Raw genomic sequence first — 25,828 nt, 5'->3', positions numbered from 1 at the left:
CAGCCTTCTGGCAGCCGTCGGCCATTTTCTGTACAGCCTAGACGTATACTCCTTGAGCCGAAGGGTATCCGTTCTGAGACTGACCTTCCATTCTCCACCAGATAACGGATCCCGGCTTAAATCCTTATTGGATGGTCCAAAACAAGTTAATCTCTGATTTTACGCCTCTCAAAATTTGAGAAACAGACTATAGAATTCTGAAAGGCCATCTCTCAAATTTTGATGAGCGGCCTATATAAATTTGAGAGACGACGATTCTCAGTTTTTGAGAAGTGATTTATTAACAAATTTCCCGCTTCTCAGAAATTGAAAAGCGGCATTTCAAAATTTTATAGGCAGTTCCGTTTATCAAATTTTGAGTGACCCTATCTCAACATTCGAGTCCTCCTCTCTCAGATGTTGAGATACCCTGTGTCAATTTTTTATAGACCCTATATCAGATTTTGAGAAGAAATAATAACTAAGAAATAATCATTAGAAAGAATCTATATAAAGAATGGTTAATAAAGAAGAAATAAAAAAGCGCGGCTATTCAGCCGCGCGATTCTTCACAAATTTTTTATTATAAACATTGAGAAGATCATCTAGCTCTTGAGATTTTCTCAATACCAAATCAGAACAATGCCCATATTTATCTCCTGCTTGATTAAGCTCACTTCTTTTTATCTCGATCGCCTTTTGAATCTCTGATACCTCATCCACTGGCGAATAACCTCCTTCAATAATGGTTGAAATTAATAAAAAACTTCACAACCTTTAAATCCAAAGCTGGTCATCGTGAAGAATGCCGGATTCATTGAGCACCTTCCACCAACTCCGGAAAGCATCATTGATGGATTCTCGTTCTTCGCCTTGCGGGTAAGGTCCCCCGAAACGTGTCCCACAAACTAAATAAGAATTGGTCATTTCACGTTCGTTGAGTTCATCTTCGATCCAGGCTTCGAACGCTCGAGCAAATAACTCATGGTCCCTTTTCCAATAGGGGCCGCGTGTTTTGGCATCGAGGTAGAAGTAGCTTTCGTCAGTCGGTATATAGAATTCGGTTGGGACTTCCATCCCTTCTCTTTTTAGAATATTGCAATACATGATCCCAATATCTTTCCACATTCTTGAAGTAATCCGGTAGTTGCTGTTTTTTAGGGCCATAAGTGCAGCGTTCACGTTGTAGTTGTGTCGCTCAAGATAGGAAACAACCCCTGAATTATATGCTGACACTTCGCGTGGAAGTGGATCAGGTACCGTAAAAGCGAATCGCCCCTCACCTTCTTTAATTTCTTTCATTAAATCCCTGAAAGCATGGATGACATCCAAAGGAAGAAAAGCACCTGGCTTGTTACCGGAAAGTGCAACACGTTTCCCGTTCTCATTATTGTGAGAGTACGTATACAAGTTGAAGTCAAGAGCATGCGCCCACTCATGACAAAGTGCGCCTCCACCACGGATTTTAGTTATATTCATCACATTCGAAGTAGGCTCGTAATGTGCTACGGCAGCACCGGACCCCCTAGCTCCAAAAGCTAAACCAAGTGAACCGTACAAGGAAGCTGCGTGCCGAGGAAGGTTTAGGATTGCCATTAAGTCTGCCAATGCATTTCCACAGCAGAGAACATGATAACGGCCGGCTTCATCTTCTACCCAATTGCCAAATTGGATCCCGCGGAATCCATACTGTTCAATGAGATCATCCGGACGAGCTACACCTGATGATTCCTTAGAGAGTCGGGTAACTTCATCTGGAACCTTTCGTTGCCAACGTTCCTTGTTTTCCTTTCTAGATGTACTTTGGCCACGCTTCTTTGAGCTAGCCCATCTCCACTCCTTCCCCTCCTCTGTACAAAACGCCTTCTGTAAGAGGGCGTGGTACCCTGCCGGTTGACGGCTCGAGGAGCCAAGGAAGAGAGACTTAAAACGGTCTCCTAGTGATAGCCAGAAACGATATTTGATCAGTTCAGGTTCCGACTCCAATTTAAGGCGATATGTCGACCATCTTGCTTTAGAGACATCATCTCGAAGCTGTTGAATTACGTCGCGAAGTTTTTCCTTGCTTTTGGCTTCGGAAAGTCGAAGTTGTAATTCTTCCAATGCTTTTATAAAATGTTCTCTCTGCTCTGGATCATCTCCAGGACGCTGACTTACTCGACTTAAAATGAGCTTAATAGCAAAAGCTGCTTGAGACGAGAATCCTTTCTCATGAAATAACTCAGGTCTAAATTCATGAAGCAACTCATCCTTGCACACAAGCTTAAAGGCCTGTGTCGGATCCCTCTCGATTTCTTTCTGCCATTCAGCTGAAAACCGGGCCATCGCTGCTAAATGCTTTCTAGCACCAAGTAATTCCTCTCCACAGTCATAAGAGTACTTCTTTCCAGAATCTATCTCACTCTTTCCTTGCTGAATCTCAATTTTTGGCACAGCTGGTTTGGTTAGTGTGATTAAAGATTGCTGGGGTGTCGGAAAAGAATCGAAAAATGAAAATGAAAGTTGCTCCATAATGATTTATTACCTCCATAGTTCCCCCGCACAGGCGGGGGATTAATGTAATCCAGAACCGCCTGTTTAGTGAAATCTATGGTACTCATTCATACAAAGATCCCATCATTAAGGAATAGTTAGGAATGGTTATATCCCCGACTGAATAGATTTATTGGAATCAATTAAGATCGTTTCTCCTCGTTGGATTTCTATATAAGGGCATAACTTTTGCCGAAAGACCTGGGTCTAAATGGAATGTAGATGCCTCAGAAGCACAGGATGACCGGCGATCAGTTCTAAGCGGATCCACCTTACTGCATAGCTGCACCACAATGTCATGGATATCCTCCGCCAAGTTACCAAGCTTACAAAACCCAGCAAGGTTATTTAGACTCGACAATTGTCCAAGTGCAAATTCCTTCGAGTACACTCCGTTTAAGTAACATGCCTTTATATTAGCAATCTCATCATAGATGAACTGGTTAATCTCTTTCATATCAGTCTCCTGTATCGTTTTATTTTAGTTTGCAAAAGAGGTTTCCCTGCTCTCTTGAGCCATGATACGCTGAATCGCTTCTTCGTCTTCAGAAGTAAACTGGTCTATCCCTGTACCGAATGGATCAAAGATAGGATCACACAACATTCTTCGGAAGCCGGTATTATGGATGTTGAGCAAAGCAAGAATTGCTTCTCTGAACCTTTCGGTTAATGGAAACCCTTCAACTGACTCTCTCTGCAGTACCATTTGGTATGCAGTTAAAATTTCACTCTCACGCCATTCTATATCGAGTCTCTTCATAGATTGAAGGAGAAGGGTTCGACAATCGATCGTGAGATCTCCAATTCCATTCCCGAGTTTACCCGGCTTTGTGCTAGCGATAGACCCGCCAAAGCGCTGAAATCCAGTCATGCCTCCATATCTAATATCCTGAGCGATGGCTTTTAAAATTGACCGGAATTGGTAATACTTTTCGTATTCGGGATGTGTATTTTTAATGAGGTTTCCCATGCTCCTGTCTTTAGAAATTGTACATAAGTAGCAACCCATACGAGCATTTTTACCACATGCCATCATGGCGTCGTTATCATTTACAACTGCAGCACCTAGAGGACACTCATTTCCAGCGGCACCACTATAAAATGCAAGAAGCTCACTGTTTCGAGCACCCTTTCGCCATGGTGCCTTGTTGAATGCAAGGTAGGTGACTACCTCTTGGCGATTCCAATCCCGAATGGGGCTGGCTGTACGGATATTTCCGACAGGATGATGCCCGTAAAAATCATCTCCGAAGTGCTTGGCAAGACTACGTTTTCGTTGTCCGCTCTCATTTTCACGGCTGCCTAGGACTAAACATGTATCTTCTGCACCCTCGGTAAGAAAGACTGCCTCCAGAAATTCGCGTGCAGGCTCGATTTTCAGCCTACGTACGCAATATTTGAAAGAAACCGACGGCGCCTGATAGCCCTTGCCAATAATACATACTAGAAGCGTATTGTCTTCCCGAGGTTCCACGATATGATACTCTATCCACGGAAAGTTCATGGTCAGAGTATCTCTCAGCTCATGAATGATCTTCTTAACCCCCGGATTTTCAACAAGAGTATCTGCTGAAATCACCCAAATTTTTTTGAGGGGATCCGGATTCTTTAGAGCATGCTCAATCATGAGCTGCAGCGTTAATCTTGAATCCATTCCCCCCGAATTAAGTAGACCAATAACCGAGTGCTCATCATAGATTTTCTTTATCCTGGCACGAGTGCTCGATAGAAGCGCATCGTCTACCTTTTCTAAAATATCAAGACTTTCACCTGGAATGTTTCTACTTCCTTCATCCTTTTTCATATCGATCATTTCAACCTCGAATTCGAGGAAAGGTTGACACCGATCTTTTGGAAATAACATGGGTAATTTATTTGCGCCGTAAGGCGGAAGAGACTGCTGCAGATAAATCTCAATCAGCAATGAACAGTGAGAATGGAACGCATAAACCTGAAATTTGTGCTTCGGGCTTATGTAATGCCAATCGACTCCATCATCGATCAGTGCATCGATAGCTGCTTGTTCCGGCAAATGAAGGCGAAACCCGCTGCGCTCCAAAAAAGAAAATAGGTTTCCCGCTTCGGAATCATGCCGAAAGATCATCTGCCACGATATCCCGCTATTAGGTGGAATACACTCTTCCTGAGGCTTATCGTTTATAAAATGGTGAATGGTATAGAACAGACTGTTAAAGAAGATGGCACTCCATTCCCTGACCACACCATGAAACGTAAAACCAGCTGTCTCTAAATAATCCCAGAGCTCCGTAGCTTTAAGGTTATAGCTTTTAAGACGATCCGTTACGGATACTCGATGGTTTCTTTCAACATATTCATAGCTTCCCATGCCTTATTGCCTCCTTTGAAATGAAAACTGTTCATCCCAAAACCTGATCCCGCCGTAATATGCAATCCATTTGCCATCTTCAAGTAATACCATCAACTCTTCCTCTGAATCGTAACCGAATAACGATCCCGGATCGTGTAGGTTGTATTCAGCATACTTACGATTTGGTGATAGATAGATCAAATCGAATCGAGCATTGGTAAATGATGAGTATAAATATCTCGGGGGATCTCCAGCCTTTAGAATTCGAAATTTCTTTCGAACAAACTTCCGCCAGCTTACCTTCATTGGTATTGCTTCATTGCTGGTCATGCTTAGCATTTGTATTACCTCCTTTTTTGGGGCAAAAAAAAGGAGACACAAAAAGACACACGTATCCCGTGTGTTTCTTTGGTCTCCTATGTCAAGCCCTATATATATTCGCTAATGTACTTAGCATACTCCCTCTTTGCGGAATCGTTAGAACAGCAAAGAAAATGATTGTGAATCGTAATATGAATATTATACCTTTTAGTGTAAGGGTTTGTAAATTGAATGGGTTGATTATGAATTGATGATATCATCAAAAATATTCACTAATGGCTACAGAACAAATAAAGAGGTGGAGAAAATTGTCCAGTATTAATATAGATGTTGGAAATATGATCCGAAAATATAGAAGGGCAAATAAATATACACAAGAAGAACTAGGGGAAATTCTTCAAATTGATCAGTCATACTTAGGAAGGATTGAACGAGGTGAGATCAATATTACTTTGGATACACTATCCAAGATTGCAAATTCACTGAGGGTAAAACCATCAGAACTGCTCGAAGACAAGAATGATAATATCGATCAAACGAAATCAAAAGTCTTATCGAAAATAGATGAACAATTGTTACCACTCAACACATCTGAGCTTATTGTTATACACAGGTTACTGCACGAAGTATTGCAACTCAAGAATAATAGCCATCCGGAGTTTCGGAATTTTTAAAAGCGTACAATAAACGCCTAAAGCAGAAAACTCCAGGCGTTTATTGTTTAGATTATTTCTATCAATCGTCAAGATTTAAAATACAAAACCAATCTGCCCAGTTTGATCTCTATCCATTCCGACACTATTTTGATTCTTCTTACCTCCCTCCACTTTGACGTGGCGTCGAAAGAACATGGAACAAATTTCATTGGCGAATGCAGTTATAACTTTTCCGCATACGCTCTGACCGATCATTTCATAGATCCGATAAACTGGAATGTGCGAAGGGAAACTGAACCAAGAAGGAATATTAAATATTCGACGCAGTTCACTAATCGTAAGAAACCGCCACTTGGATCCAACCTCACTGAGTACATAGGAATTGCTAGCACTTTGACTCCGATAGCGAGCTGGAATGCATTGCAATTCGGTACATGTTTCCGGATCCACAAATGTTTTTACGGTACTTCGGTTAGCCCAGGAATTATTCTTCTCCTTTTTTTTAGAGAAACTGTCCCACCACGCTTCAACAGATTTCCATACATGCTCTGTCCCTTTCGGGTCTAGGTAGTCTTTAAGCTTGAACCTTCGGAAGACTGGTGGTTTTGGGACCCGAAATTGATCAAAATCCTCTTCATCACGAAAAAAAACCGTATAGGATCTTGTGCGATGAGCGATGCTGCCAAAGTCAAAGCTATCAATTTGTATAGGTCCAATCAAATATGGAAAAGCGGGTGTGAGAAGCTCCTTTAAATCTTGATATGCAGTAGACTCATAAAAAGCTGGAACGTTCTCCGAAAATATAACCCGGGGGTTAGCTGCCTCGAGTATTTTATATGTCCCAAGCACAAGATTATTGAAATAACCCTGCCCTCCATCACCAAGTGAACTATGCTCTGAGCAATCTAAAGAAATAAACGCTACATCCGCATTTGCAACGGTATGGCAATCTCTTAAATCACCATTGAATAGATAAGAGTATGGGAAATTATGTTTAATAACCTCTGCACAGTCTTCTTCCATCTCGATTTCCTGAACGGCCGTGTAGCCCTTTGTGTTCACGAACATGGATCCACCTATTCCAGCACCTGAACACACTGTTAAAAGGCGAATACGTTCGTCTGCAGGTGGCTCAAACGTATCGCTGCCAAAAAGTCGATAACGTAACGGTCGGACAACAACCTGTGAATAGTCGCGATGACGATATACATTGATCTCAATCTTCTCCTGAACACATAAGATGGATGAGTACCTTGTACCGCAAGTGTCGACAAGTGGCCGTTGTACTCCGCTGATTCGATTTGCTCTTGATGATACGCTCACTTCATGAACATGTTCGCTCTTCTCAAATGTTTTGTTCTGGATGATGATTTCCTTATTCGTTTCATCTACACGCACAAAAAGATCTTCACCCGGCGTGAAGCCGGCTGTTTCACATACAATATGCTGAAGCCAAAGACGTGGAGCTCCGTGCTTTTTGCTGACAGTGTAGACTTTCTGAAGAAGTAATTTTCCGTTATTCATAGTGGTTGTGCCCCATACACGGATCGGGGAAGCCCCCGATAAGATGCTAGGGGACTTCCTCCTTTCCAATTATGGAATTTCTCTATATGAGCGTAGCTTTACGTATTGAATTCTCGTATCGCTCTTCGCAAAATCAATGGGTTGGTAATTGTAAAGTATTTATCATGATCTCCTTGCATGATCGCTTCAATCAGACCCGTTATTTCGGATTGAGTCATGTCAGATATCAACCCTTGAAAGTGTTCTTTTAAGTTATTAAGCTCCTGGCTTTCTTTGACCTCTTCTTGCTTCGACGATAGGGCTGCTTGAAAATCAAATATTTCCCCCAAAGTGGAATCCTCCTTAGAATGCGAATGCGAGTTGATCAGTAGTCACGTTTTTCCGTGGGATTGCTGGGACAAGTTCAATTGGCCCCTCCATCTCATCAAAACCACTGACTTCGCCAGGACGTGCAAACCATGGGGCATACCAAAACATTTGAATGGTACACAGCTTCACTGCAATACCAGAAATGTCTTGACCGTATCCACGTAGAAAATAATTAGATGCCGGCAGCAACAGGGCGCCACAACCCACACACGAATCAAGCACACTTTGCCGTTTCATTTGCTCTAAATCACCATCTCCATGAACGATTTCAACCATCATACGCGATAGATTGAAAGGTGTTGGATAGTAACCTAGCCCCGATTTATAGCCTTTACCCGTTTGTTCACACAGCAAGTATGACATGTAATCAGTTGGGTTATCCAATACAAGAAACAAATCGAATTCGCGGTAGTAATGTTCATTCAATTTTTCAGAAACTCGAGGTTTTTCCTCTGTAGCTCCCAGTCCCCAAAGTAGCCAATCTGCAAAGCTATCGATATTTGCCTCGTGATGATTTAGGCAGCACTCCAACATTTTCATAGTTGAAACAGCCGTATTTGATTCCATGTCCACCCACTCTATTCGAGGAATTGACCCACTACCAGTAATCGTTTTTTTCTGTAAGATATCTGTCCAGTACCGCCATCTTCCCCAAAGCAGATCGTCATAAGTAAATAAGAAAGGCAGTAACCATCCCCGCTTCTCAAAGACTTCAGTATGATTCATCGGAAGACCGCCTATAGCTTGAGCATGTGATGCGACTTCGTAAGGTAACCGTGCGATCTCCTCCGGTGCGAATCGTTCTATTCGATATAAACGGCTTTTATCTTCTTGCTTGGACATATTGTCCCCTCCCTAAATGGCCCCCCTTCTGCACAGGAGGGCTTACTAATCCCTGTGCAGAGGGTATGGACATAAAGGGCATGAAGACATTTAGACCGAACTAAGGAGTAAGGACAACTCATTAGGTTGCCGAAGAAGCTGTTAAGTCCAGTCTGCCCTGTAGAAGAATCCCAATCAATGTACGGTCTTTTTCTGAGCAACAATTAGCTTAGCAAACTCACTTACGATTAAACATCAACTGATGGTACATCGCGTGTGCTAGAGCTTTTGCAACGGGATATGCAACACAATTACCCACACATCGATATTGGGCTGAAAGCGGCATTACAGCAGGTAAAACAAAGTTATCAGGAAAACCGGAAAGACGAAGCGCCTCTCGAACTGTGATGCGGCGATTTTCCTCAGGATGTAAAAATTCTCTACCATCCTTGGCAATATGCGCAGTAATCGTAGGGCACGGTTTGTCCCATTCAAGTCTTCGCATTCCGCGTCGCTGATTTCTTGGATGTAAAATAACGTCTTGGATCCGGGAAGGTGTTGGACTTTCCCAGGTCACAGTATGATTGGGAAATGAACCGAGAACCCGCTCCCGTGCGCCTATCGTTTCAGGAGAGGGGAGACTACTGATCACATCCCGAACTGTTTTTCTTTCCAAGTATGGAAGCGGGAATCTGAAATAGAATCCTAAATCCTTCCGAATTCCAGCTATAAATACACGCTTTCGATTTTGTGCGACGCCAAATTGAGCAGCATCAAGTATTGCCCAAGAGACGTTAAATCCGATACGCTTGTAGTTGGCCAGCAGCCTTTCAAATGTCTGAGGGTGTCTATTGACAAGCCCTGACACATTTTCAAAGAGAAAAAATTGCGGCATTAAACTCCAGGTAATGTCCTGGTATGTCCACACCAATTTCCCATGTTCCCCAACATCTCCTCTATTTGCCCCATCTGTACTATAATCGATACAGCTCGGCCCACCAATAAATCCTGTTGAAGGTACAATATCGGATTTGGAGAGTTCAGTTATATCACCCACTTGTATATGGTCTCCAATGTTCACTGCGTAACCACGTGCGGCATGGGGATCTCGCTCATTCGCCCACTGAATATCGAAAAGCTCCTTGAACCCTAAGTCAAGTCCACCCATACCAGAAAAGAATGACGAAATCGTCAGTTTTTCAAAACACTGCATTTATTAGTCCTCGTTTCGCTGTGGAGCTCACAGCTACGAGAGGACAACTGATCTGAGAGATGTCGGGCCATCCCTCCGAACTTGCGAAAAGGTGTTCTTAGCCCTACCTTTTGCTTACGACAGTTTTATGAGGTACATTAAAGAACCGAAAGCGTCCAAGTGTAACTTACTGTGGCGGGACGCTTCGTATCCCTCAACCCTTTACGGGAAATGCAAATCGTTTCCGCTCTTTACGCAGTTCTTGTTTAAGTTCAAACCATGCCCCATCACGATACTTATCCCGGTCAATCTCCGAGCAACGGAAATCACGGCGAAAACAATCGGGATCTCCAAGGTAGTCACACATTTCACAAACAGAAGATATAAACCGATCAGCCTCATTGGCTGAAATAAGAAAAGTTCGATCCAACGGAACCACGCCGGTTATCTGCCTGCCATTGATCTTGTGTGAAAAATCAATGGATGAAAAAGCTAGCACGTTCACCGTTCCAGAGCATGATTCATAAGAATGTTCAATGCGGATTGGCTGCTTTCTTCCATCAATAAATCCCTTGTTATAAATCGCAGTCTTTAATTTTCCGTTTAGTGGAAGAAAGACAAATCCTTGTTGACTATGAATCAGCTCCTGCAGTTTGTTTTGTTTCTTACCGGTACTGTTAACGTGAACTTGGATCGGTCTGGGTTTAGGCAAATATATTACCTCCAATATACTGAAAAGGAGCTCGTTTCAAGCGAACTCCCTATCTACAAATTTTTATATCAGGTCAATAGCAAGCATTCCGCATATTTTTCACTGATCTCTTCTCCCTCTTTTGGGCCAAGTTCGGTACCTGCATAGTCGTAGTCCTGTCCGCAAGCACAAGTATTAATGAACCTTGTGCAGTCTAGTTTGGTACCACACGTACAGCGTATGACCACATAACCAGGACTCCACCGACTAAAATCAAAAGTATATGGATGCATCATTTTTCCACACCGACAGGCACGGGGGTGTTTTTCCACAGGATTCCTCATACCGCAGTTATCACATGTGATGCCCTCATGAATTTGGACAATCATTTGTCCTTCTACATACTCAACGATCGTTGCCAAGCGGATCACACCCCTTCTCATCTATAACTTTACTTCCCGTAAAGAAGATAGAATTGGGAAGTCTCCTCCATAGGTCTTGCGAATCTGCTGGCGAACACCTTCCGGACAAGACATGACATAATCGATTTCAGAATCAAAGAGAATCGATTGATTGTCCTGGCATATCTTCTCTATTAGAGAACGAATTTTGTAATGGTCATTTGGAGTCACATAAAAGAAGAATTTACCTGACCATTTCCAATGAACATCGATGCCGGCTAATCTTTCTTTGATCTCCTTCTCAGATAAAGACCAAGGCTTAAAGTACAGATTCACTATCTTGTGAACCTGGCAGTCTTCAGTCGTACAGATATAACCTGAAGACAAGACTGTTTCGTCATCCAGATACTCAGCCATTTCTAATTCGTGTCCGCAATAATGACATTTTGGCATTATCACCAGCTCCTTTTTTTCTGTTAATTGCCTCCTGCTTCTTGCTAAAATAGAGGGATTTGTCCTGATTCTTCAGGGATATAATTCATAAAGACATATTCCGTCTCCACTTTTCTCGTCTGGCCCAGCTCAGCTTTAACCACGGATCCTACTTTGGCCTCGAATGTCACACGATGCCAGTCTTGGTAAAGCTCCAGAATTAAAGGATCTCCATAGTATGTCACCATGCATTTTCCCTTAATGTTGTGTAACATTTCAGCTAGTTGAACGTGCTCATCAAAAGCAAATTTATAATATTGCTCACGATCAACATAAGGTGGATCCACAAAGAAGAATGTGCCTGATGAGTCATATCGTTGAATCAAATCTTTATAATCTAAGCATTCAATCATGACGCGACGAAACCGCTCCTCGAATGCCTCCAGTTTTGGAATTGAATTTTGATAATCACTGGCTGAATTTTTAATTTTCCCCGAGCGCCAACCACTCTTTATCCCGTTTGCAGGAATAATGCATTGGCGGAGTAAATAGTACCATCGCACAGCACGTTCAAATGGTTCCTCAGGAAGGGCTTCGCGCTGCCATTGCTCAAAGAGGTAGCGACTAGTAGGTAAGGCGGCCAAAGCATCCATTAAATCGGCCCTATGCTCTCGAAGGATCATAAGGAAATTAATTAGATCGTGGTCTTTATCATTAAAGACCTCTACTTTGCTACGTTTCTTCGCTACTGTCATGTGCGCTCCGCCGCCGAAAACATCCGCCCAGCAATGATGCTCAGGAATAAGTGGAACCAGAGATTTCGATAAAAAATGTTTACCTCCAAACCAGCGAATAACACTACCTACACTATTTACATCAACATATGTCGTTGCCATTTCCATCTCTCCTGTTTCCGTATCATGTATTATCGATGCGGAAATAGGTAGGACTCTATTTGTCCTCTTGTGCTTTCTCGAACAAGCACAAGTGCTACTCATCCCGTTGGGGAGCACGCATGGAAGGGGGCTTCAAAGAACCTCTAAACGGATACCACTACGGATACCCGCTCCTCCCTCGCACCTAAATTAGAGAGTATGTAGACACAACCATTTTATGATTTGCATAATTCCACCTTCGTTATTTTATTAGAGCAATCTGAGTACGGAGTAGCGCTTCACTTATTCTGTTCTCCATCAGAGTTACGTAGTTACGCTTAATCAAATACAACGTAAACTTAGCCATGCTCTTACCAAATTGGTTTTTAATACCCTCGAAGTCACGATGAGCATGAAGATCAGCTAGAGAATCCTGTGATTGAAGAAAATCGGAGAGCACTCCAGATGGATCTTCCTCCTGCACCACATTCTCCAACTCTCGTAATGCTTTCATCTCGTCCTTGCGTTTTTGTTTATAACCACCAAGCAACTCTTTCAGTTCTTCTAGATTCCTCTCGATACCATACAAACGTGCTTGCTTATCAAATCTAGTGATAATCTCACTGGCTTCTTGAGGGGTCTGCTTCCGGATTAGCGATGAGACATTCCATCTTTCACGTTGAATATCCTTAAGTCTTCGCTTGTCTAGCTCTTCCTCAATCAACACTCCATAATAGGACGGTTTTTGACCAAGAGATACTCCATCTGCAAAGAGTCTGTAGGAAATGTTATGTTTGTCGAACAGCTGCTTGAGTGGATCTGCCCATGTACGACCGGTATGTATTTCTACAAAGGGAAGCGGGTTCATGGAGAGAATAAAATCCAATACCTTATCTGCGAGAATTGCGGCCTCTTTAGCCCGAGGATGATATTTCTGTTTCGGGTAAGGATTCACGGTTTCTTCATACCCAATGATTCGCTGACCATAATGACTTAAAAAGAAAATATTCTCTCGTGGAAACGCCCTGACTTCCATATACTCGATAACAGCGTTAATCCATCGATTTTTGCTACCTTGATAAAAAAGGTAGGCCGGCAGAGCTTCATCCGGTCTTGCAGAAGACTCTGTAATAAGAGATATTCGTCGCACAAAAATCACTCCTTATTTCTAATTCCACCCGCAGCGAGCTTTTTTACTTCTTACTTAAAGTCTCTTTAGGTACTAAGTAAAAATGTGCCGCTGCAGCTCCTTTGCGTTTTCTCTGACCTCCTTGTTTTGGAAACGCAAAAAGGAGATCAAAAAAGGCATACGGATCCCGTATACCTTTATAATCTCCAAATGCAAATCCTATTTTTATAACTAACGATGTAGCTGTGACTCCTTCCTTGCACTGTTCCTGTTAGACGGCAAGGAAAATTATAAGTATTTCACAATACATCTATTATAGCAGAGGCACTACTATTTGAGAAATACTCGTTCTTTACAATATAAAATAGCTGAATTCTTCTTATTGCGGTTTTGGAGGGATTAATATAATTTCTCACAAAATAACTTGCTAGGTATTGGATTAAGTCGTATTTAGGGCTTTGTGACTACCCAGCCTTTAACTAAGTAATGCCGATTCCCGACTAAATTCCAAATCCATTCTGAGGAGTGAAGTATCTGCAAGCCAGCATTAGTTAGATGTTCACGTTCTATTCTTCCTGGAAGGGATAAATTTTTCTGTTCTAATAAGTTTTGAACTGTGCTTTGCAACATTTCTGTTGGATCACTAACATACATACTGGTAGGTAAATAATTACCATGTTCGTCGTGCCCCCATTCATACTGCTCACTGGTTATTACAGCAGCCCCTCCTGTTTCTAATAAATACGCAATCTGTTTTACATGAGAATCGGATACTTTCTCTGCAAAAGATTTTAATTTTCCCACTAAGGAGAGATTTGAAGCATTAATGAGAGGACCTAATGAAGCCACTAATTGTGTTGCCACCGTTGATGACATAACAAACGGGAATTTTTTATTAATTATATATGGTGAGCAAATCTTGAAATCTGAAGTGAGCCATTTATTGAGAATTTTTTCTGACTCCAATGAGTGTTGCGCCAAACTTATAAGATCTTTGGAATGTTTTGCTGCGAACAAACCAGTTATATCTTTCTGAATAACACTTGTTTTTCTTTTTATCTCAATATCTTCATTCTCTATGGCTCGCTTGATACTCCTTGCATCTAGATCAAGTAACGTTAATTTATATTCAAAATGAGAAGCTAGGTGAGATAGTGAAAAATCATTACAATTCCCAGCTCCAAAGATTAAGCCTTGTCTACTCGAAGGCATAGAAGTAAGAGCCAAGTCAATTAATTTACGAAGTTCACTTATATGATTTGACCAGTTAGTCGAATGGTTTTTTATGTCTTTATTTAATTCGGTTTGAAATCTGTTTACAATATCAAAAACATTTATATTCACCAGTTTATACCTCCTAAGTAACTTACAAAATTATTTTGGTAACAGGGAGTTATTCCATTACACGATATATATCGGCAGTTATATAAATTATAATTATGTAATGAAGTTTGTATATTATATAATTAGTAATAATAACTTACTTTCTTTATGTGTTATAAGAAATCCCCCAACTTACATTAATGAAGTTATATCTGAAGGAGTCTGGCCATGGCGAACCTATCCAATTCAAAAATTGAGTTGATTGCTGTAGGAGCTGTTGAATGGGAAGCAAATAAACCATCTTCAAATCTGGTTCCAAATATTACGAAGGGTGACAAAGGGGTTTCGTTTGATGGAGAGATAGAACTTTTTATTGATGACTCACAAACAGTTGAATCAAGATACGGATCCGTCACTGTTCAAGTGAAGGGTACCCAGGTACAGAATTTTACTGAAGGAAATCGGAAATTCCCCTTAAAACTTGCACATTATAGGAACTTTTATTCAGCTTCCGGGGTATTACTCTTGGTTGTTGAAGTTAAAGCTGACGGGTCAACAAAGATATTTTACAAGCAGCTTTTGCCTAAAGAACTATATTCGATTATTAAAATATGTGAGCGTAAAGGTAAGAAGTCGAAGTCAGTTGAGCTAAGACCACTTAGTGAAACTAATTTGGATACAGTATGCTTCCGGTTTCTGCAGGAGCAGAAACATCAGCCTCCTATTCTAGTAGAAAACAAACCATTACAACAAAGGAAGTATGAAGAATACAATATCCGAAGTCTAACATTCAATCCCTCTGCTTCCCACCTTTCAAATATATTTGACCATGATTTTGTAATTTACGGGAAGATGGATACGCTTGAGGTCCCGTTGTATATAACCAAGTTTGATGCTTTATCAACGGAAAGTAATGAGAAGATTGATGTGGATGGCGTTATCTACGACCTTTCAACTAAAACGATAATTCAAGATGGAAAGTATATTTGGGTTTTTGAGGATGCATTTACCGTCGCGTTGGATCCAAAAACAGGTGTAATAAATATACAGCAAAACGACTTTTGTTCTTTGAACGTTCAATTAAAAGTAATTCCTTTTATACTGGCCCTCTTAAATGGAAAAAAAATCGATATAAGGGGCTCAGATTTTGGTGTGACCGATAAGAGTCCTGTTTTAAAGAATTATTTAAAAAATATTCAAAATCTGTATAAGCTAATTTTGGATCTTGAAAAGGTTTTTGATATTTTTTGTATTGATAAGAATAGAATCATTCGTGAAGAAGAATCGAAAATACGACTAATAGATGGTTTCGAGTTTTTAGTTCGGGCAACTTTATATAATGATTTGAAGGGGCTAACCTTGGAGAAGCCTGATAGAAGCTGTATCGTTAATCTATGTATTGGTGATCTGACTATCGTATGTTTTTATAAAGCAGAATCGAAAGCACTGGTGAATATCTTCAGTGATAATCTATATACCAAGCCAATTCTACTCAAGACACACGACGGAACTGAGAGTTGCCAACATAGTTTTTATATCTTTATGAATGATGAATCATTTAAATATGGAGAAAACATAAATTATGACTATATAAAGAGATCCTTCGATAGTTTTGATCCATTTATCAATACACTGGCCTTTGGAAGAACACTCGAGTTTTGTTTGAATTGTATCAATTCCTTTGATCAGTCCGGTAAATTGGAAGTATTGCATCTTGCTGAGTATATTCTGGATAAATATAACGAAGTTCCTGAAGTTGATTTATACACGAGGGATGATCTGATTATTAAAGTAAATCAACTGCAGATTAAAAAGAGAATATCCGGATATATCTCTTCGATTGATATCGACCTTCTCATTGATTTAAAAAGAAAGTTCCCTTCAGATGAGTTTGAAATTCATTTCTGTATCAATGTTATATTAGATGGCAAGACGGAAGCTCAACGCATGTTTGAGAAATTAGATAAGGAGAGAAGCGACTATTATAAGACCCTTCCAATCTATAATCTATATACTAAAATGTAATGTTACACTAAAAGTACCACATAAAAACAACCGGTCCCGAAAGGGATCGGTTGTTAATTGGTAAGCACTAGTCCCTACTTCTAATCCTTCTTAACGCTGCTTCTCTTTTCAACCTATTTTCCTTAATGATTTGATCCTGGTCTTTTTCAGAAATCTTTTTTGGCTTTTTGATGTACGAGATTATTTTATCGTTCTTTTTTTTCAACAATGCTCTAATCCTCCCTTATCGGGGTTCTATTAGTAGCATCTTCGGTATAATCTACTAAATATATACATAGAAACTATAAAAACCGACATCCCTAAATAAAAGGGATGTCGGTTTTTATGAAAGCTATAATTAATTATTTGTTTTTCTAATCTCAATGGACGATGCTACTTGGCTTTGGGACTTTCTAAGCTCTTCCAGAGCACTCAGGACATCCGCCCGCTTCTTACGGTTAGAGGTTAAGATATCTCTTTGCGAATGAAACTCAACCTTCTGCGGTGGACTGGCTACCATCCGATGATCTTTCATTACCATCGAGAATCTCCTCCTTTCCAGATAAGGATGCCTTCTGTAATATGAGACAGAAAACATGAACCAAACGATAGACTTCTCTTACTTCAATGATATCATCTCCAAGAGCGAGATACAACGCTTTATCATTCGTGTCGTCAAAATGGAAGCACCATACCCAATTTACTCCATTCAACATCTTCATATAGGATGAAACAACGGTACGTCCGGGAGATGAATTATTATACTTCGTCCCTTCTTCTGGATGCATAGCAACATCAACGGCAGAATATATTAAAGCATTTTCTTCGGTTAACGGTAACTTTGATGGGCTACTTCCTGAGGTTCCTTTATCCATGATCTTAACAATGTGATCGTCTTTAATTTCATATATGGTGTAACCACAAACAAAATCAAGTTCGTAAAAGTTCATACAGTCGTTCACAAAACGATACAAGGATTTATTTGTATCTTTAATTAAGCCCACAAGATAACTAATTGCTTTCTCATGACGAACGATTTCATTTTCGAGATATTCTATCTCTAGTGCATAATCATCATTTTTGTTCTGAAGTGACTGTTCGTTGAGGATCCCTAGTGCTTCACGTAAAGATTTGTCATTGTCAGCTTTAAAATAAATACCCACAAAATCATACAAAGTACTGTATTTTTCATTCTGTTTAATTAAAGGAGCCCAAAGTTCGTACTCTTTAGGTCGTCTTGCTTTCAATGCACCCAGATGAAAATGTTCGCTGGCAATGGATATCATTTTTGATATGTACTGTTGTACCAGTATGATGTATAGGACAAGGATTATAGCTGCGATCGAACTAATTGTTATCCATAATGGCCAGCTCTTAATTACACCAAATAGAATGACTAATCCAGGACCGATCACAGGCAAGGTTGAAAATGAGATTTTCCCTAAGGCGCCTAAAGATTTAAAAATAGTAGGTAGCTTTTTAAAAGGGGCACTACAAGCAACACCGAACCATCTATCTAAATCTTGGCGCCTCATTTTTGTTAGAACTGGATCCAGTGTGTCTTTTGTTACTCCCAGGAAATTGTGATAATTATCTTTATTCGTATCTTGATTCAAAACAGGTAACACCACCTAACTACATTTTATGGAAAAATGTTTAGTATAGCTCTTAAGAATCTTCATGTTTAAAGGCAATGACCTGCTCTACTTTAAGCCCGTACACCTCACAAATTTTATCGATAATATCCGTTTTGACAGGCATCCGATCCTCCCATATTTTCTGTGCTCGAGTAGGAGTAACCTGACACTCTTTAAGAAAATCGCCTCGTCTCTTTTTACGGCTGCCGTCCATTTGGCTGTCGTACCAATCGCGAAATGGTTTAAAGGTAATCATATTCTGTAAACCCCATCTCTACATCTCGATTGTTTATATTAGTGCTGTTCATGCTACTGAGTATCCTCTTTTCCTTACTATTAATTATACTACATAGTCATAATATAATACACTATAATATAATTTTTTATTACATTATAATGTATTTTTTATCGTTTTAGTATTATGGGTTTAAAAAAAGGAGCCTTTGTAGGCTCCTTTTAAATCTATCGTAAACTTTGGTTAAAAGATTTACCAATTTACCCAAACTTTTTTCTTGCTTTGTAAGTAACTTTTCTGAAGGATAATATAGATGGTCAGTTCATCAGCATGGGTTCCCATCCAATATTGGCATATACGTACTCATATCGATCTGCATTTCCGAATACCGTTCTTCCAAAGCTGCCAACAAGCGTACGTTGAATCCCAAGGCGTGCTCAGTATCCATTGACTTAGGCACTGAGACATTGCCGGCCATCGTAATTAACTTGCCAAAGATCCGGGCATTCAGCCATGAACTAGCGTCCGCCGAAAACCAATCATATCCCAAAAGGTACTTAATGGAGCCAAGTCCAAGTGCATGGAAGTTAGCATGCTCTCCAAATCTATCAAAAATCGCTTGAAAGGCTGCTTCCCGCTTCTGAGAACTAACAGAACGTAACGCGCTTCCTCCAATACCAATCACATCATGCCCTTCATCAACGATCTCCTGCAGAGCGCTAAGTGGACTTTGAATATGATATATAGGAATAGGTTTCTTACCGACTACCTGCTCCAAATAATCACTATTCTGTTTCGTGGTCACAGGATCCCCGATCTTATCAAGAGTAAAATAGCGATGGATGATATCTGAATGACGGATAACGAATTCGGCATAATCTTCGATATTGATAGGTTTGACTTCTCTTCCTTTACTCATGGCATCATACAGGGTTTTCTCACCTGGGTCTAAGATGACGCACTTATAATTAAAGCCAAGTGCCTGCAGGTTATGTTTCCAGCTGTCGGAAAGATCGTTTCGAATCGTGTAGTAATTAAGCAGTACAAAGTGTCCACCATTTTCTTTTACGATCCGTACATCATCCTTCCCTTTGCTCAATCCACTAAAAAAATATCGAAGCCCCCGAATAGTAAGTCTTACTGCCCCCGTTTTGGTTAAAACGACTTTGCAAATGTCTACCATTATCGCTTTTATCATGGCTGCCAGTGCGCTGGAAAAGGAATTGATCTTGATCAGTTGCTTAAGTGTTGAAACCCGTCTGTAAAAAAGGATGGCCAATGCCCGTCGAAGACTGGATCTCGGTATGCGTATATCAGAATTTCCTTTTTCAGACCGCACATAAATATATTTGTTCGTTACCTTTTGTATGGTGTTCGGCCGTGAATCTCTTACAGTAAGTAAGGTGTACCCTTGCTTACCATGTTTTCGGAAAAATGTTGACTCCTTCTTCATTGCTTTACGCTGAAAGTAAGTATTCATCATGTGCTCATGTAACCAAAAGGAGGATTTCCCGCCTTTAGGTTACAGCGGAGCTCCCTCCCTTTAGTTAGTTTGTTTATTTATTTCCTATAGCTTGATCCTTGGTGGAGCGGGAGGATCACACCTCCCCTCTTCCAGGTGAATCTGAATCTTCACATACGTTAACTGCGTCCAGAGTTAGGAGCTTAAATGCGCCTGGCTCCCACTTCCTTTGCAGATAAAACAGATACCGCCCTGAATGTGCTTGAATTGGGTAAATCCTGAACCTCCACATCGTTCACAGGGTTCTTTTTTAACAACACCGGTCAGTGCTAAAAATCTATTGACTGCCTCATGTGAATAGTTAGCGGAGTATCTCCTACTTATCTGGTCATGATTCGTTGTACCAGACGCTTTTACCAATCTCAGCTCAGGCGATGACTCATTGGTTGCTGCAGCAGGTTTTAACATGAGATCCGGATTGAAACAAGGCCTAGTGTTATTATTTTCTTGAGCAGCTTTACGCTTTTCAATAAAAACCTCAACCTCTTGGCCAACAGATTCTGATGAGAGCATTCCCCATGCAAGATTAGAAAATCGTCGGAGAAGCTCCATGCGGAGGGCTTCTGCGTCCCAACGCCACACTTGACGGCTGACTTCGCAGGTATAACGACGATAATACCAACCACCCTCTTCCGAGCCACCAAAGGCACGTGTAACCGTGTAGACATTCACCCATTGAATCAAACCAAACAGACTGGTCAGATTATTAAATAACCATGTCACGGTCGACTTGAGAAGTGAAATGAATGAAAGCTGAGGATTAAAAGGAATGGGTTCTTGCTGGATGCTCAACGCGTCGGATACCCAATGATCAGCTTGTTCTTCCTGTAGTTTTTCAATTTCGTTTAGGTATGCAAATAGGTCCATTTGCTCGACTTGCTGCTGCACCCCTACTCCTCCTCGCGTTCCAGGATTGTGATCACGGGATAACCATCGTCATCTGTCCCTATTACCGCTTTGAGGATGAAGATGGCATCAATATTCTCACAGTCTAGTATGACGGGAAACAAAAACTCAGGAGTTTCGCTCTTGGTATGTTTCAAACCTATGTATAGCATCCAAAGACAGTCCCATAAGGCTCCGGATTTCATCACTTCTATTGGTCGATCTCTTCCCTCATAAGGTTGCATAGTACCTTCCCATACGGCTTTTGATAGCGCCACAGGGCTGGTGAATCCCATGGACTCTGCTGTGTTTGAAACGTCAATTAGTAAGCCGTTTTCCAACATATGTGCTCGAGAGAAAGAGTTGATCTGATAATCACCAACTAATTGTTTCATATATATCCTCCTCGATTCGAATATTGATCCCCTATCGTTTTAGGAACTATAACAAGTAGCGTCTCGGAGCATTTTGCCGTACACGTTGGATTAAATGAGCGAATTGCCATTCCTTTTCATTACGTTTTCGGTAATTTGCCATGTTCCGCAAAATAAGAAAATAACTCAACGAGTCCCCTAGGAGCTTTTTGTAGTGATTTTCTTCTACAGGGGTTCCCTTAATACCCTTACGAGCATAATAGCCCTGCAGCGTCGAAGTGACGGCATATAAAGATGTATTAGGGTAACCTGCTTTGAATTTACGAATAGCATCTTCATGAAGAGCGAAATACTTTTCGGGCATCGCGTAATAAAATCCAAATACCGGACTACAATGGAGCTCGTAAATTCCGCTTCCCTTATGACTGACCACATAATACCGATTAAGATATCTACCGGTATAGCGAGCCTTTACCGTAGAAAGCAATGATGCAATTGGAATAGCAAGAATGAGTACGAGCAATATATAGGCGACGGTACTAATTCCTATAAAGACATACGACATGATCTATTACCTCCCGAAGATAAATAGGGGACTGCTGGCTAATGCCTGCAGTCCCCCTTATTACCGACCTTTATGCAACAACAACATCACAAGATAAAGTGGCATGAGGAACTACGGATGTGACAAAGAATTGGGTCTTTGCATCCATGAATGCCTCAATCGATTCCCCAGTATCAATAAAAACAGGGATCCTTCTACCAAGTATCTTATGTGCCAGATGGGATAGCTCGAAGGAGCAACGGATCTTTTCTGAGCTGGAAAGTGAGAAGTATTCCTTTTTGTCATAAAGAAGTTTGTACCGAAGTGTAATAGATCCTTCAGCATCCCGCTTCGATGTGAGCAAAATTTCAGCAAGTGTAAGTTCGCGATTGGCGGTTTCAACTTGCTTCCTGGCGTACTCCAGCATGAAATTATGGACGGATTGAATTTCAGCCTGTATTCTTTCCCGCTCCACGATCCCCTCGTCGAATTGCTTATGCAACCGCGCTAGACCTTCGGCCCGCAACTCATTACTCCGACGCAGGTTCTTTTTAACCTCAAGCCGGTGAATCTCGTTACGAAGTTGCTGAAGCTCATAATCCTTTTGCCCAAGAAAATCAGCTTGATCTTCCTCAAACCTCTTACGCTCAGATTGGATTCGCTCTTTTAAAGCAAATCCGTGGTCCAGCACCATTTGGCATTGCGCTGATATACGATCTAACTCCGCTTGCCGGTCATGCGCTGCAGACTGAATATTCGTAGCATGAGGCAAAGGTTTTTTATTTATTTCCTTCCACTCCCTCACTAGTTCTCGATACTGATTTCCAAGTGAGGATAGCTCCTTTTCCCAATCCTGAAGAATCACAGGTACATCTGGTCCCTCTGTCTTGATTAGATCATCAAGTTTTTGTTTGAGAGAGTTCAGCTTCCTATTTTCCTCCTGGATGAGTTCTGGGCTGCCGTTAAACAGCTCACCGATTCGAATGCTGCTGATATGTATTTCCACTTCCCGGAGATGTTCATGCCATTCCTGCAGCTCGACCCTCAGATCTTGCAAGCAACGGAGCGGGTCGGTCATATCGAAATGAATAAGGCGATTTTGATCAGCCCCATCTAAGTCATTAATCACAGTTGCATGATCATGAGCCGGTAGCAAGGACAGTATGACATTTCTGAGTTTTATAGCCGAAATACCACCGATGTATCCTGGAGAAAAGATACTGAGGAAAACTTCGGTTGAGCCGATGAGTACATCGAAATCAGACTGATTGCTTTCCTTACCATCCAGGAAAAGAGAGGTCGTGCGGCCCTTGCTAACCCTACAGAATGAATGACGTCTCGTAGAGCCGTTTGGTTCCTCTATATCCCACTGGGTTTCCACACGAATTTCTTTGCTTCCTCTGTTTTTAAGACGTTTCTGGATTCCAGTGGTATTCCCCTGAAGGTCGCATCCTCTCAAGCACCACAAGATGGCTTCCCCTAAGGCTGTTTTTCCCTTTCCGCGATCACCGAGTATTTGATTTGCTGCTACACCAAAAGAAAAGAAGTGCTTTTCCTTGTAGTTTCTGAATCCAGTCAACTCCATGGAAATGAGCTTCATTGATTTATTGCCTCCCTACAAATGGCCTTGTTCCTTTAGGCTAATATGCCGATTTCCGTTGATAATGACATGATCCAGGATCTCAAAACACCTAGGTCACCTTTATAAAGAGGAAAGCCCCATTGCACTAATGCAAAGGGGCTCCCACATTAAAATATCTATTACCTCTATCTATGAGATCGAACGGAAGAGATTAGCTTCTCGATAAAATCTTACCGATGACCGTATAGCTTTTCAGCTTTTTCCGTTGCTCCATCTGATATTGAAGTTTCATTAATTGTATTTTACTCATGTATGCGCCCATACCTGTGCAGAGGATCCCCCCAATACACAGGTAGAGGGGCCACCTCCTCACAACATATGATTTATTTATTGCCTCCAGCTTCTTGCAATCAATTGAATCTATTCAGGAGAATTAGCTTCTCGACAGAATCTTACCGATAACTGTATAGCTTTTTAGCTTTTTACGACGTTCTGCCTGAAATTGAAGTTTCATCAATTGAACTTTGCTCATGTGTATGCGCCCATACCGGTTCGAAGGGCTCCCGCCCAACGTACAGGCAGAGGGGCTACCTCCTCACATCTTATGGTTTATTTATTGCCTCCAGCTTCTTGCATAGAAAAAAAACGAATTATGGTGTGAATTCTGTTAAAGCTTCAAATTACTCTACTATTTTTATGTCAACATCATCGCCTATAGTTACTGCGATTTCTTCATCAGAACCAATATCAACAAAGAGCATATTACTTCCAGCGGTATCAATCACTGGACCTTTTGCGATCAAAAAACCACATAATTTTGAATGGACCTCAATCGTTTTCCCTATATATGTCTCTATCACTTGAAAGACCTCCTCATTAGTATCTTTAGATACAACCTATTGCAACGCTTGCCGTAAATGATTTTTAAGAAATTGCAGGTCAACAAGTTGTTGAACTGATAAAAAGGGTTGCCTGGCGTTGGCTGCTTGAATGTTCTCGCAAACATGTACTGGATGCGGGTAACCATATGCAGATTCACCATTTAGCCATTTGTCGGTGCATTCCTTAATGTTTTCCTTAATGTCAGCAGGCATAGTATACAAATAGGTTTGAATGTTAACCTCCTGCCCAGGAGTCAGAGTCATTATCATATAGCAGCATCTCCTCATCGCCGTGAACGGCATATTTTTAAACAACCAGGTTAAAACGGATCTGATCATCCGGCCTTTCGTGCCCGAGTAGATTATGGCTCAACTCATCGAGCCAATTGGAAAAGCGTTGATGCGGGATCGTTTTTCGAATATCCTCGTTCTTAACCTCATACAAATAGTGGTCAAAAATGGGATAAAACGAAAAACGAGTCTGCTTATCTGCTTTTGTCCAGATTTTCGGTGCAGTCTCGGAAAATCCATAAAGTGGGCGAAATCCCTCAATGTCCAATGCAACTTGTAACCAGTTGACATGTGTCGTGAAGTGCCGGCTTAAGATAAAGAACCAGTCAGAAAGTACTCGGTCCAAGGCTCCTTTATCAGTTGACGATGTAGGATGGAAAAAACGGATCCAAAAGTACGATCGTTCAGGTGTACTCATTCTCAACCGAAACTCGACCTGCAGCGTATGCTCACCAACGGAGCGGGACCACAAGTGACTTTTCCCAGGACGAAGCCCGGCTTTCTCCAGCACGGGTTTAACTGCATCAACGGGTGCGTCTACATGCCATTTGAATGCAATGTATCGTATCTTCACCGGATCACGCTCCAATCCGGAAGCCATGCCCGATGGACGTACCCAGTGGTAAAGTGCCCCTATAGTTTTGGCCGGCAGCCAAAATCACCACATCATCGGTTTGGAAGCCCTCCTCCAGCAACTGTTCATTGATCAGGGAAGACCATATCAACAACTCTGCAGTTGATAGATCCAAAACGTTAACGGGAACTAGGACCACTTCATCTACATTTACGAGTCCGTCTCCGGTTAAGGCATACACAGTTTGGCCGTAGTTTTTTGCAAGCTTCAGGTTTTCGCTCATTCGTGTTTCAAACCCTCCGAGGTTCACTAATAGACAAACCTGTTTTTGTTCAAAAAATGCCATATCTAATACCACCCTTCGATTCAAATGGATTGACCCTACGCAGAGATGACATAGTTCCCGATTTCCATCGGTACTTGATGCTTGATAAATAGCTCAAGTAGTGCCCTCTCGATTTGTTCAGCCTCTTCAATAGGGATCCTTTTGCCGCGGCCGCCAACGATAACCAGTGGAACTTCACCGCCTTTGGCGACATCAAAATCGATGCAGTCACTATGACCATCCCGCTCCACGATCGCTAGCCCACCGCAGATAAGACTGAAGTTCAACCTAATCGATACCCATTTAATCATTCGTATTACCTCCATTTTTGGACATAAAAAAAGAGGACGCCGCAGCTGCAGCATCCTCTATTTCCATATCCTATTATTGAATGGTCAG

The 25,828-nt window shown here is 41.3% G+C and carries 28 protein-coding genes; 2 read left to right on the top strand and 26 right to left on the bottom strand.

Features of this window, described 5'->3' with window-relative positions; all coding sequences use genetic code 11:
* Positions 1-528 precede the first annotated feature (528 nt).
* The 4 genes from M2277_RS27420 to M2277_RS27405 form a co-directional block, all read right to left on the bottom strand.
* Complete coding sequence (locus M2277_RS27420; protein WP_280756139.1) at positions 529-702, bottom strand: Spo0E family sporulation regulatory protein-aspartic acid phosphatase; 174 nt, start codon at positions 700-702, stop codon at positions 529-531.
* 54 nt (positions 703-756) lie between these two features.
* Positions 757-2,490 carry an LPD1 domain-containing protein gene (locus tag M2277_RS27415; RefSeq protein ID WP_280756138.1) on the bottom strand — a complete coding sequence of 578 codons (1,734 nt, stop codon included), beginning with the start codon at positions 2,488-2,490 and terminating at the stop codon, positions 757-759.
* Positions 2,491-2,992: 502 nt separating this feature from the next.
* Positions 2,993-4,858 carry a phosphoadenosine phosphosulfate reductase domain-containing protein gene (locus M2277_RS27410; protein ID WP_280756137.1) on the bottom strand — a complete coding sequence of 622 codons (1,866 nt, stop codon included), beginning with the start codon at positions 4,856-4,858 and terminating at the stop codon, positions 2,993-2,995.
* A 3-nt stretch (positions 4,859-4,861) separates the two neighbouring features.
* A complete protein-coding gene (locus M2277_RS27405) occupies positions 4,862-5,179 on the bottom strand; it encodes a hypothetical protein (RefSeq protein ID WP_280756136.1) in 318 nt (105 codons plus the stop codon).
* A 290-nt stretch (positions 5,180-5,469) separates the two neighbouring features.
* Here M2277_RS27405 and M2277_RS27400 point away from each other — a divergent pair, with 290 nt between their 5' ends.
* Positions 5,470-5,835 (top strand): helix-turn-helix domain-containing protein, encoded by a 366-nt coding sequence (locus tag M2277_RS27400; RefSeq protein WP_280756135.1) that lies wholly within the window; start codon positions 5,470-5,472, stop codon positions 5,833-5,835.
* 75 nt (positions 5,836-5,910) lie between these two features.
* Here M2277_RS27400 and M2277_RS27395 read toward each other — a convergent pair whose 3' ends face one another.
* The 9 genes from M2277_RS27395 to M2277_RS27355 all read right to left on the bottom strand — a co-directional run bounded on the left by M2277_RS27395 (position 5,911) and on the right by M2277_RS27355 (position 14,596).
* Entirely contained in the window at positions 5,911-7,341 is a 1,431-nt protein-coding gene (locus M2277_RS27395) for a DNA cytosine methyltransferase (protein WP_280756134.1), read from the bottom strand.
* A gap of 98 nt (positions 7,342-7,439) precedes the next feature.
* Entirely contained in the window at positions 7,440-7,670 is a 231-nt protein-coding gene (locus M2277_RS27390) for a hypothetical protein (RefSeq protein ID WP_280756133.1), read from the bottom strand.
* A gap of 13 nt (positions 7,671-7,683) precedes the next feature.
* Positions 7,684-8,553, bottom strand: coding sequence for an N-6 DNA methylase (locus tag M2277_RS27385; protein ID WP_280756132.1), 870 nt, complete (start codon positions 8,551-8,553; stop codon positions 7,684-7,686).
* A 217-nt stretch (positions 8,554-8,770) separates the two neighbouring features.
* Positions 8,771-9,745: a DNA cytosine methyltransferase gene (locus M2277_RS27380; protein ID WP_280756131.1), complete on the bottom strand. Its 975-nt coding sequence runs from the start codon at positions 9,743-9,745 to the stop codon at positions 8,771-8,773.
* Positions 9,746-9,938: 193 nt separating this feature from the next.
* Entirely contained in the window at positions 9,939-10,436 is a 498-nt protein-coding gene (locus M2277_RS27375) for a hypothetical protein (protein WP_280756130.1), read from the bottom strand.
* Between the two features lie 422 nt (positions 10,437-10,858).
* Positions 10,859-11,269: a hypothetical protein gene (locus M2277_RS27370; RefSeq protein WP_280756129.1), complete on the bottom strand. Its 411-nt coding sequence runs from the start codon at positions 11,267-11,269 to the stop codon at positions 10,859-10,861.
* 44 nt (positions 11,270-11,313) lie between these two features.
* Positions 11,314-12,144 (bottom strand): DNA adenine methylase, encoded by an 831-nt coding sequence (locus tag M2277_RS27365; protein WP_280756128.1) that lies wholly within the window; start codon positions 12,142-12,144, stop codon positions 11,314-11,316.
* 241 nt (positions 12,145-12,385) lie between these two features.
* On the bottom strand, positions 12,386-13,273 hold the full coding sequence (locus M2277_RS27360; RefSeq protein WP_280756127.1) for a hypothetical protein: 888 nt from the start codon (positions 13,271-13,273) through the stop codon (positions 12,386-12,388).
* A gap of 429 nt (positions 13,274-13,702) precedes the next feature.
* Positions 13,703-14,596, bottom strand: a complete 894-nt coding sequence (locus M2277_RS27355; protein ID WP_280756126.1) for a hypothetical protein — start codon at positions 14,594-14,596, stop codon at positions 13,703-13,705.
* A gap of 207 nt (positions 14,597-14,803) precedes the next feature.
* On the opposite strand from M2277_RS27355, the gene M2277_RS27350 reads away from it, so the two are divergent.
* Positions 14,804-16,600 carry a DUF4365 domain-containing protein gene (locus tag M2277_RS27350; protein WP_280756125.1) on the top strand — a complete coding sequence of 599 codons (1,797 nt, stop codon included), beginning with the start codon at positions 14,804-14,806 and terminating at the stop codon, positions 16,598-16,600.
* 67 nt (positions 16,601-16,667) lie between these two features.
* Here the strand turns inward: M2277_RS27350 and M2277_RS27345 are convergent, their stop codons facing one another.
* From M2277_RS27345 to M2277_RS27285, 13 genes are all read right to left on the bottom strand, one after another.
* Positions 16,668-16,808, bottom strand: a complete 141-nt coding sequence (locus M2277_RS27345) for a hypothetical protein (protein WP_280756124.1) — start codon at positions 16,806-16,808, stop codon at positions 16,668-16,670.
* A 262-nt stretch (positions 16,809-17,070) separates the two neighbouring features.
* Positions 17,071-18,195, bottom strand: coding sequence for a hypothetical protein (locus tag M2277_RS27340; RefSeq protein WP_280756123.1), 1,125 nt, complete (start codon positions 18,193-18,195; stop codon positions 17,071-17,073).
* Positions 18,196-18,247: 52 nt separating this feature from the next.
* Entirely contained in the window at positions 18,248-18,472 is a 225-nt protein-coding gene (locus M2277_RS27335; RefSeq protein WP_280756122.1) for a hypothetical protein, read from the bottom strand.
* A 304-nt stretch (positions 18,473-18,776) separates the two neighbouring features.
* A complete protein-coding gene (locus M2277_RS27330; RefSeq protein WP_280756121.1) occupies positions 18,777-19,934 on the bottom strand; it encodes a hypothetical protein in 1,158 nt (385 codons plus the stop codon).
* A gap of 174 nt (positions 19,935-20,108) precedes the next feature.
* Positions 20,109-20,861 carry a hypothetical protein gene (locus M2277_RS27325; RefSeq protein WP_280756120.1) on the bottom strand — a complete coding sequence of 251 codons (753 nt, stop codon included), beginning with the start codon at positions 20,859-20,861 and terminating at the stop codon, positions 20,109-20,111.
* A 2-nt stretch (positions 20,862-20,863) separates the two neighbouring features.
* Positions 20,864-21,253 (bottom strand): DUF6573 family protein, encoded by a 390-nt coding sequence (locus M2277_RS27320; RefSeq protein WP_280756119.1) that lies wholly within the window; start codon positions 21,251-21,253, stop codon positions 20,864-20,866.
* A gap of 46 nt (positions 21,254-21,299) precedes the next feature.
* Positions 21,300-21,797 (bottom strand): hypothetical protein, encoded by a 498-nt coding sequence (locus M2277_RS27315; RefSeq protein WP_280756118.1) that lies wholly within the window; start codon positions 21,795-21,797, stop codon positions 21,300-21,302.
* Positions 21,798-21,867: 70 nt separating this feature from the next.
* A complete protein-coding gene (locus M2277_RS27310; protein ID WP_280756117.1) occupies positions 21,868-23,376 on the bottom strand; it encodes a hypothetical protein in 1,509 nt (502 codons plus the stop codon).
* Positions 23,377-24,038: 662 nt separating this feature from the next.
* Complete coding sequence (locus tag M2277_RS27305; RefSeq protein ID WP_280756116.1) at positions 24,039-24,218, bottom strand: hypothetical protein; 180 nt, start codon at positions 24,216-24,218, stop codon at positions 24,039-24,041.
* Between the two features lie 36 nt (positions 24,219-24,254).
* Positions 24,255-24,509: a hypothetical protein gene (locus M2277_RS27300; protein WP_280756115.1), complete on the bottom strand. Its 255-nt coding sequence runs from the start codon at positions 24,507-24,509 to the stop codon at positions 24,255-24,257.
* Between the two features lie 37 nt (positions 24,510-24,546).
* On the bottom strand, positions 24,547-25,104 hold the full coding sequence (locus tag M2277_RS27295; protein ID WP_280756114.1) for a hypothetical protein: 558 nt from the start codon (positions 25,102-25,104) through the stop codon (positions 24,547-24,549).
* Positions 25,105-25,108: 4 nt separating this feature from the next.
* The gene (locus M2277_RS27290; RefSeq protein WP_280756113.1) at positions 25,109-25,387 is read right to left on the bottom strand and encodes a hypothetical protein; all 279 of its coding nucleotides are present in this window, start codon (positions 25,385-25,387) and stop codon (positions 25,109-25,111) included.
* 98 nt (positions 25,388-25,485) lie between these two features.
* Positions 25,486-25,740 carry a hypothetical protein gene (locus tag M2277_RS27285; protein WP_280756112.1) on the bottom strand — a complete coding sequence of 85 codons (255 nt, stop codon included), beginning with the start codon at positions 25,738-25,740 and terminating at the stop codon, positions 25,486-25,488.
* Between the last annotated feature and the right edge of the window lie 88 nt (positions 25,741-25,828).

The organism is Paenibacillus sp. LBL (assembly GCF_029893715.1).
Taxonomy (GTDB): domain Bacteria; phylum Bacillota; class Bacilli; order Paenibacillales; family Paenibacillaceae; genus Paenibacillus_AQ; species Paenibacillus_AQ glucanolyticus.
The sequence above is the reverse complement of the archived record's forward strand: the minus strand, read 5'-3'. Positions and strand labels throughout refer to the sequence as shown.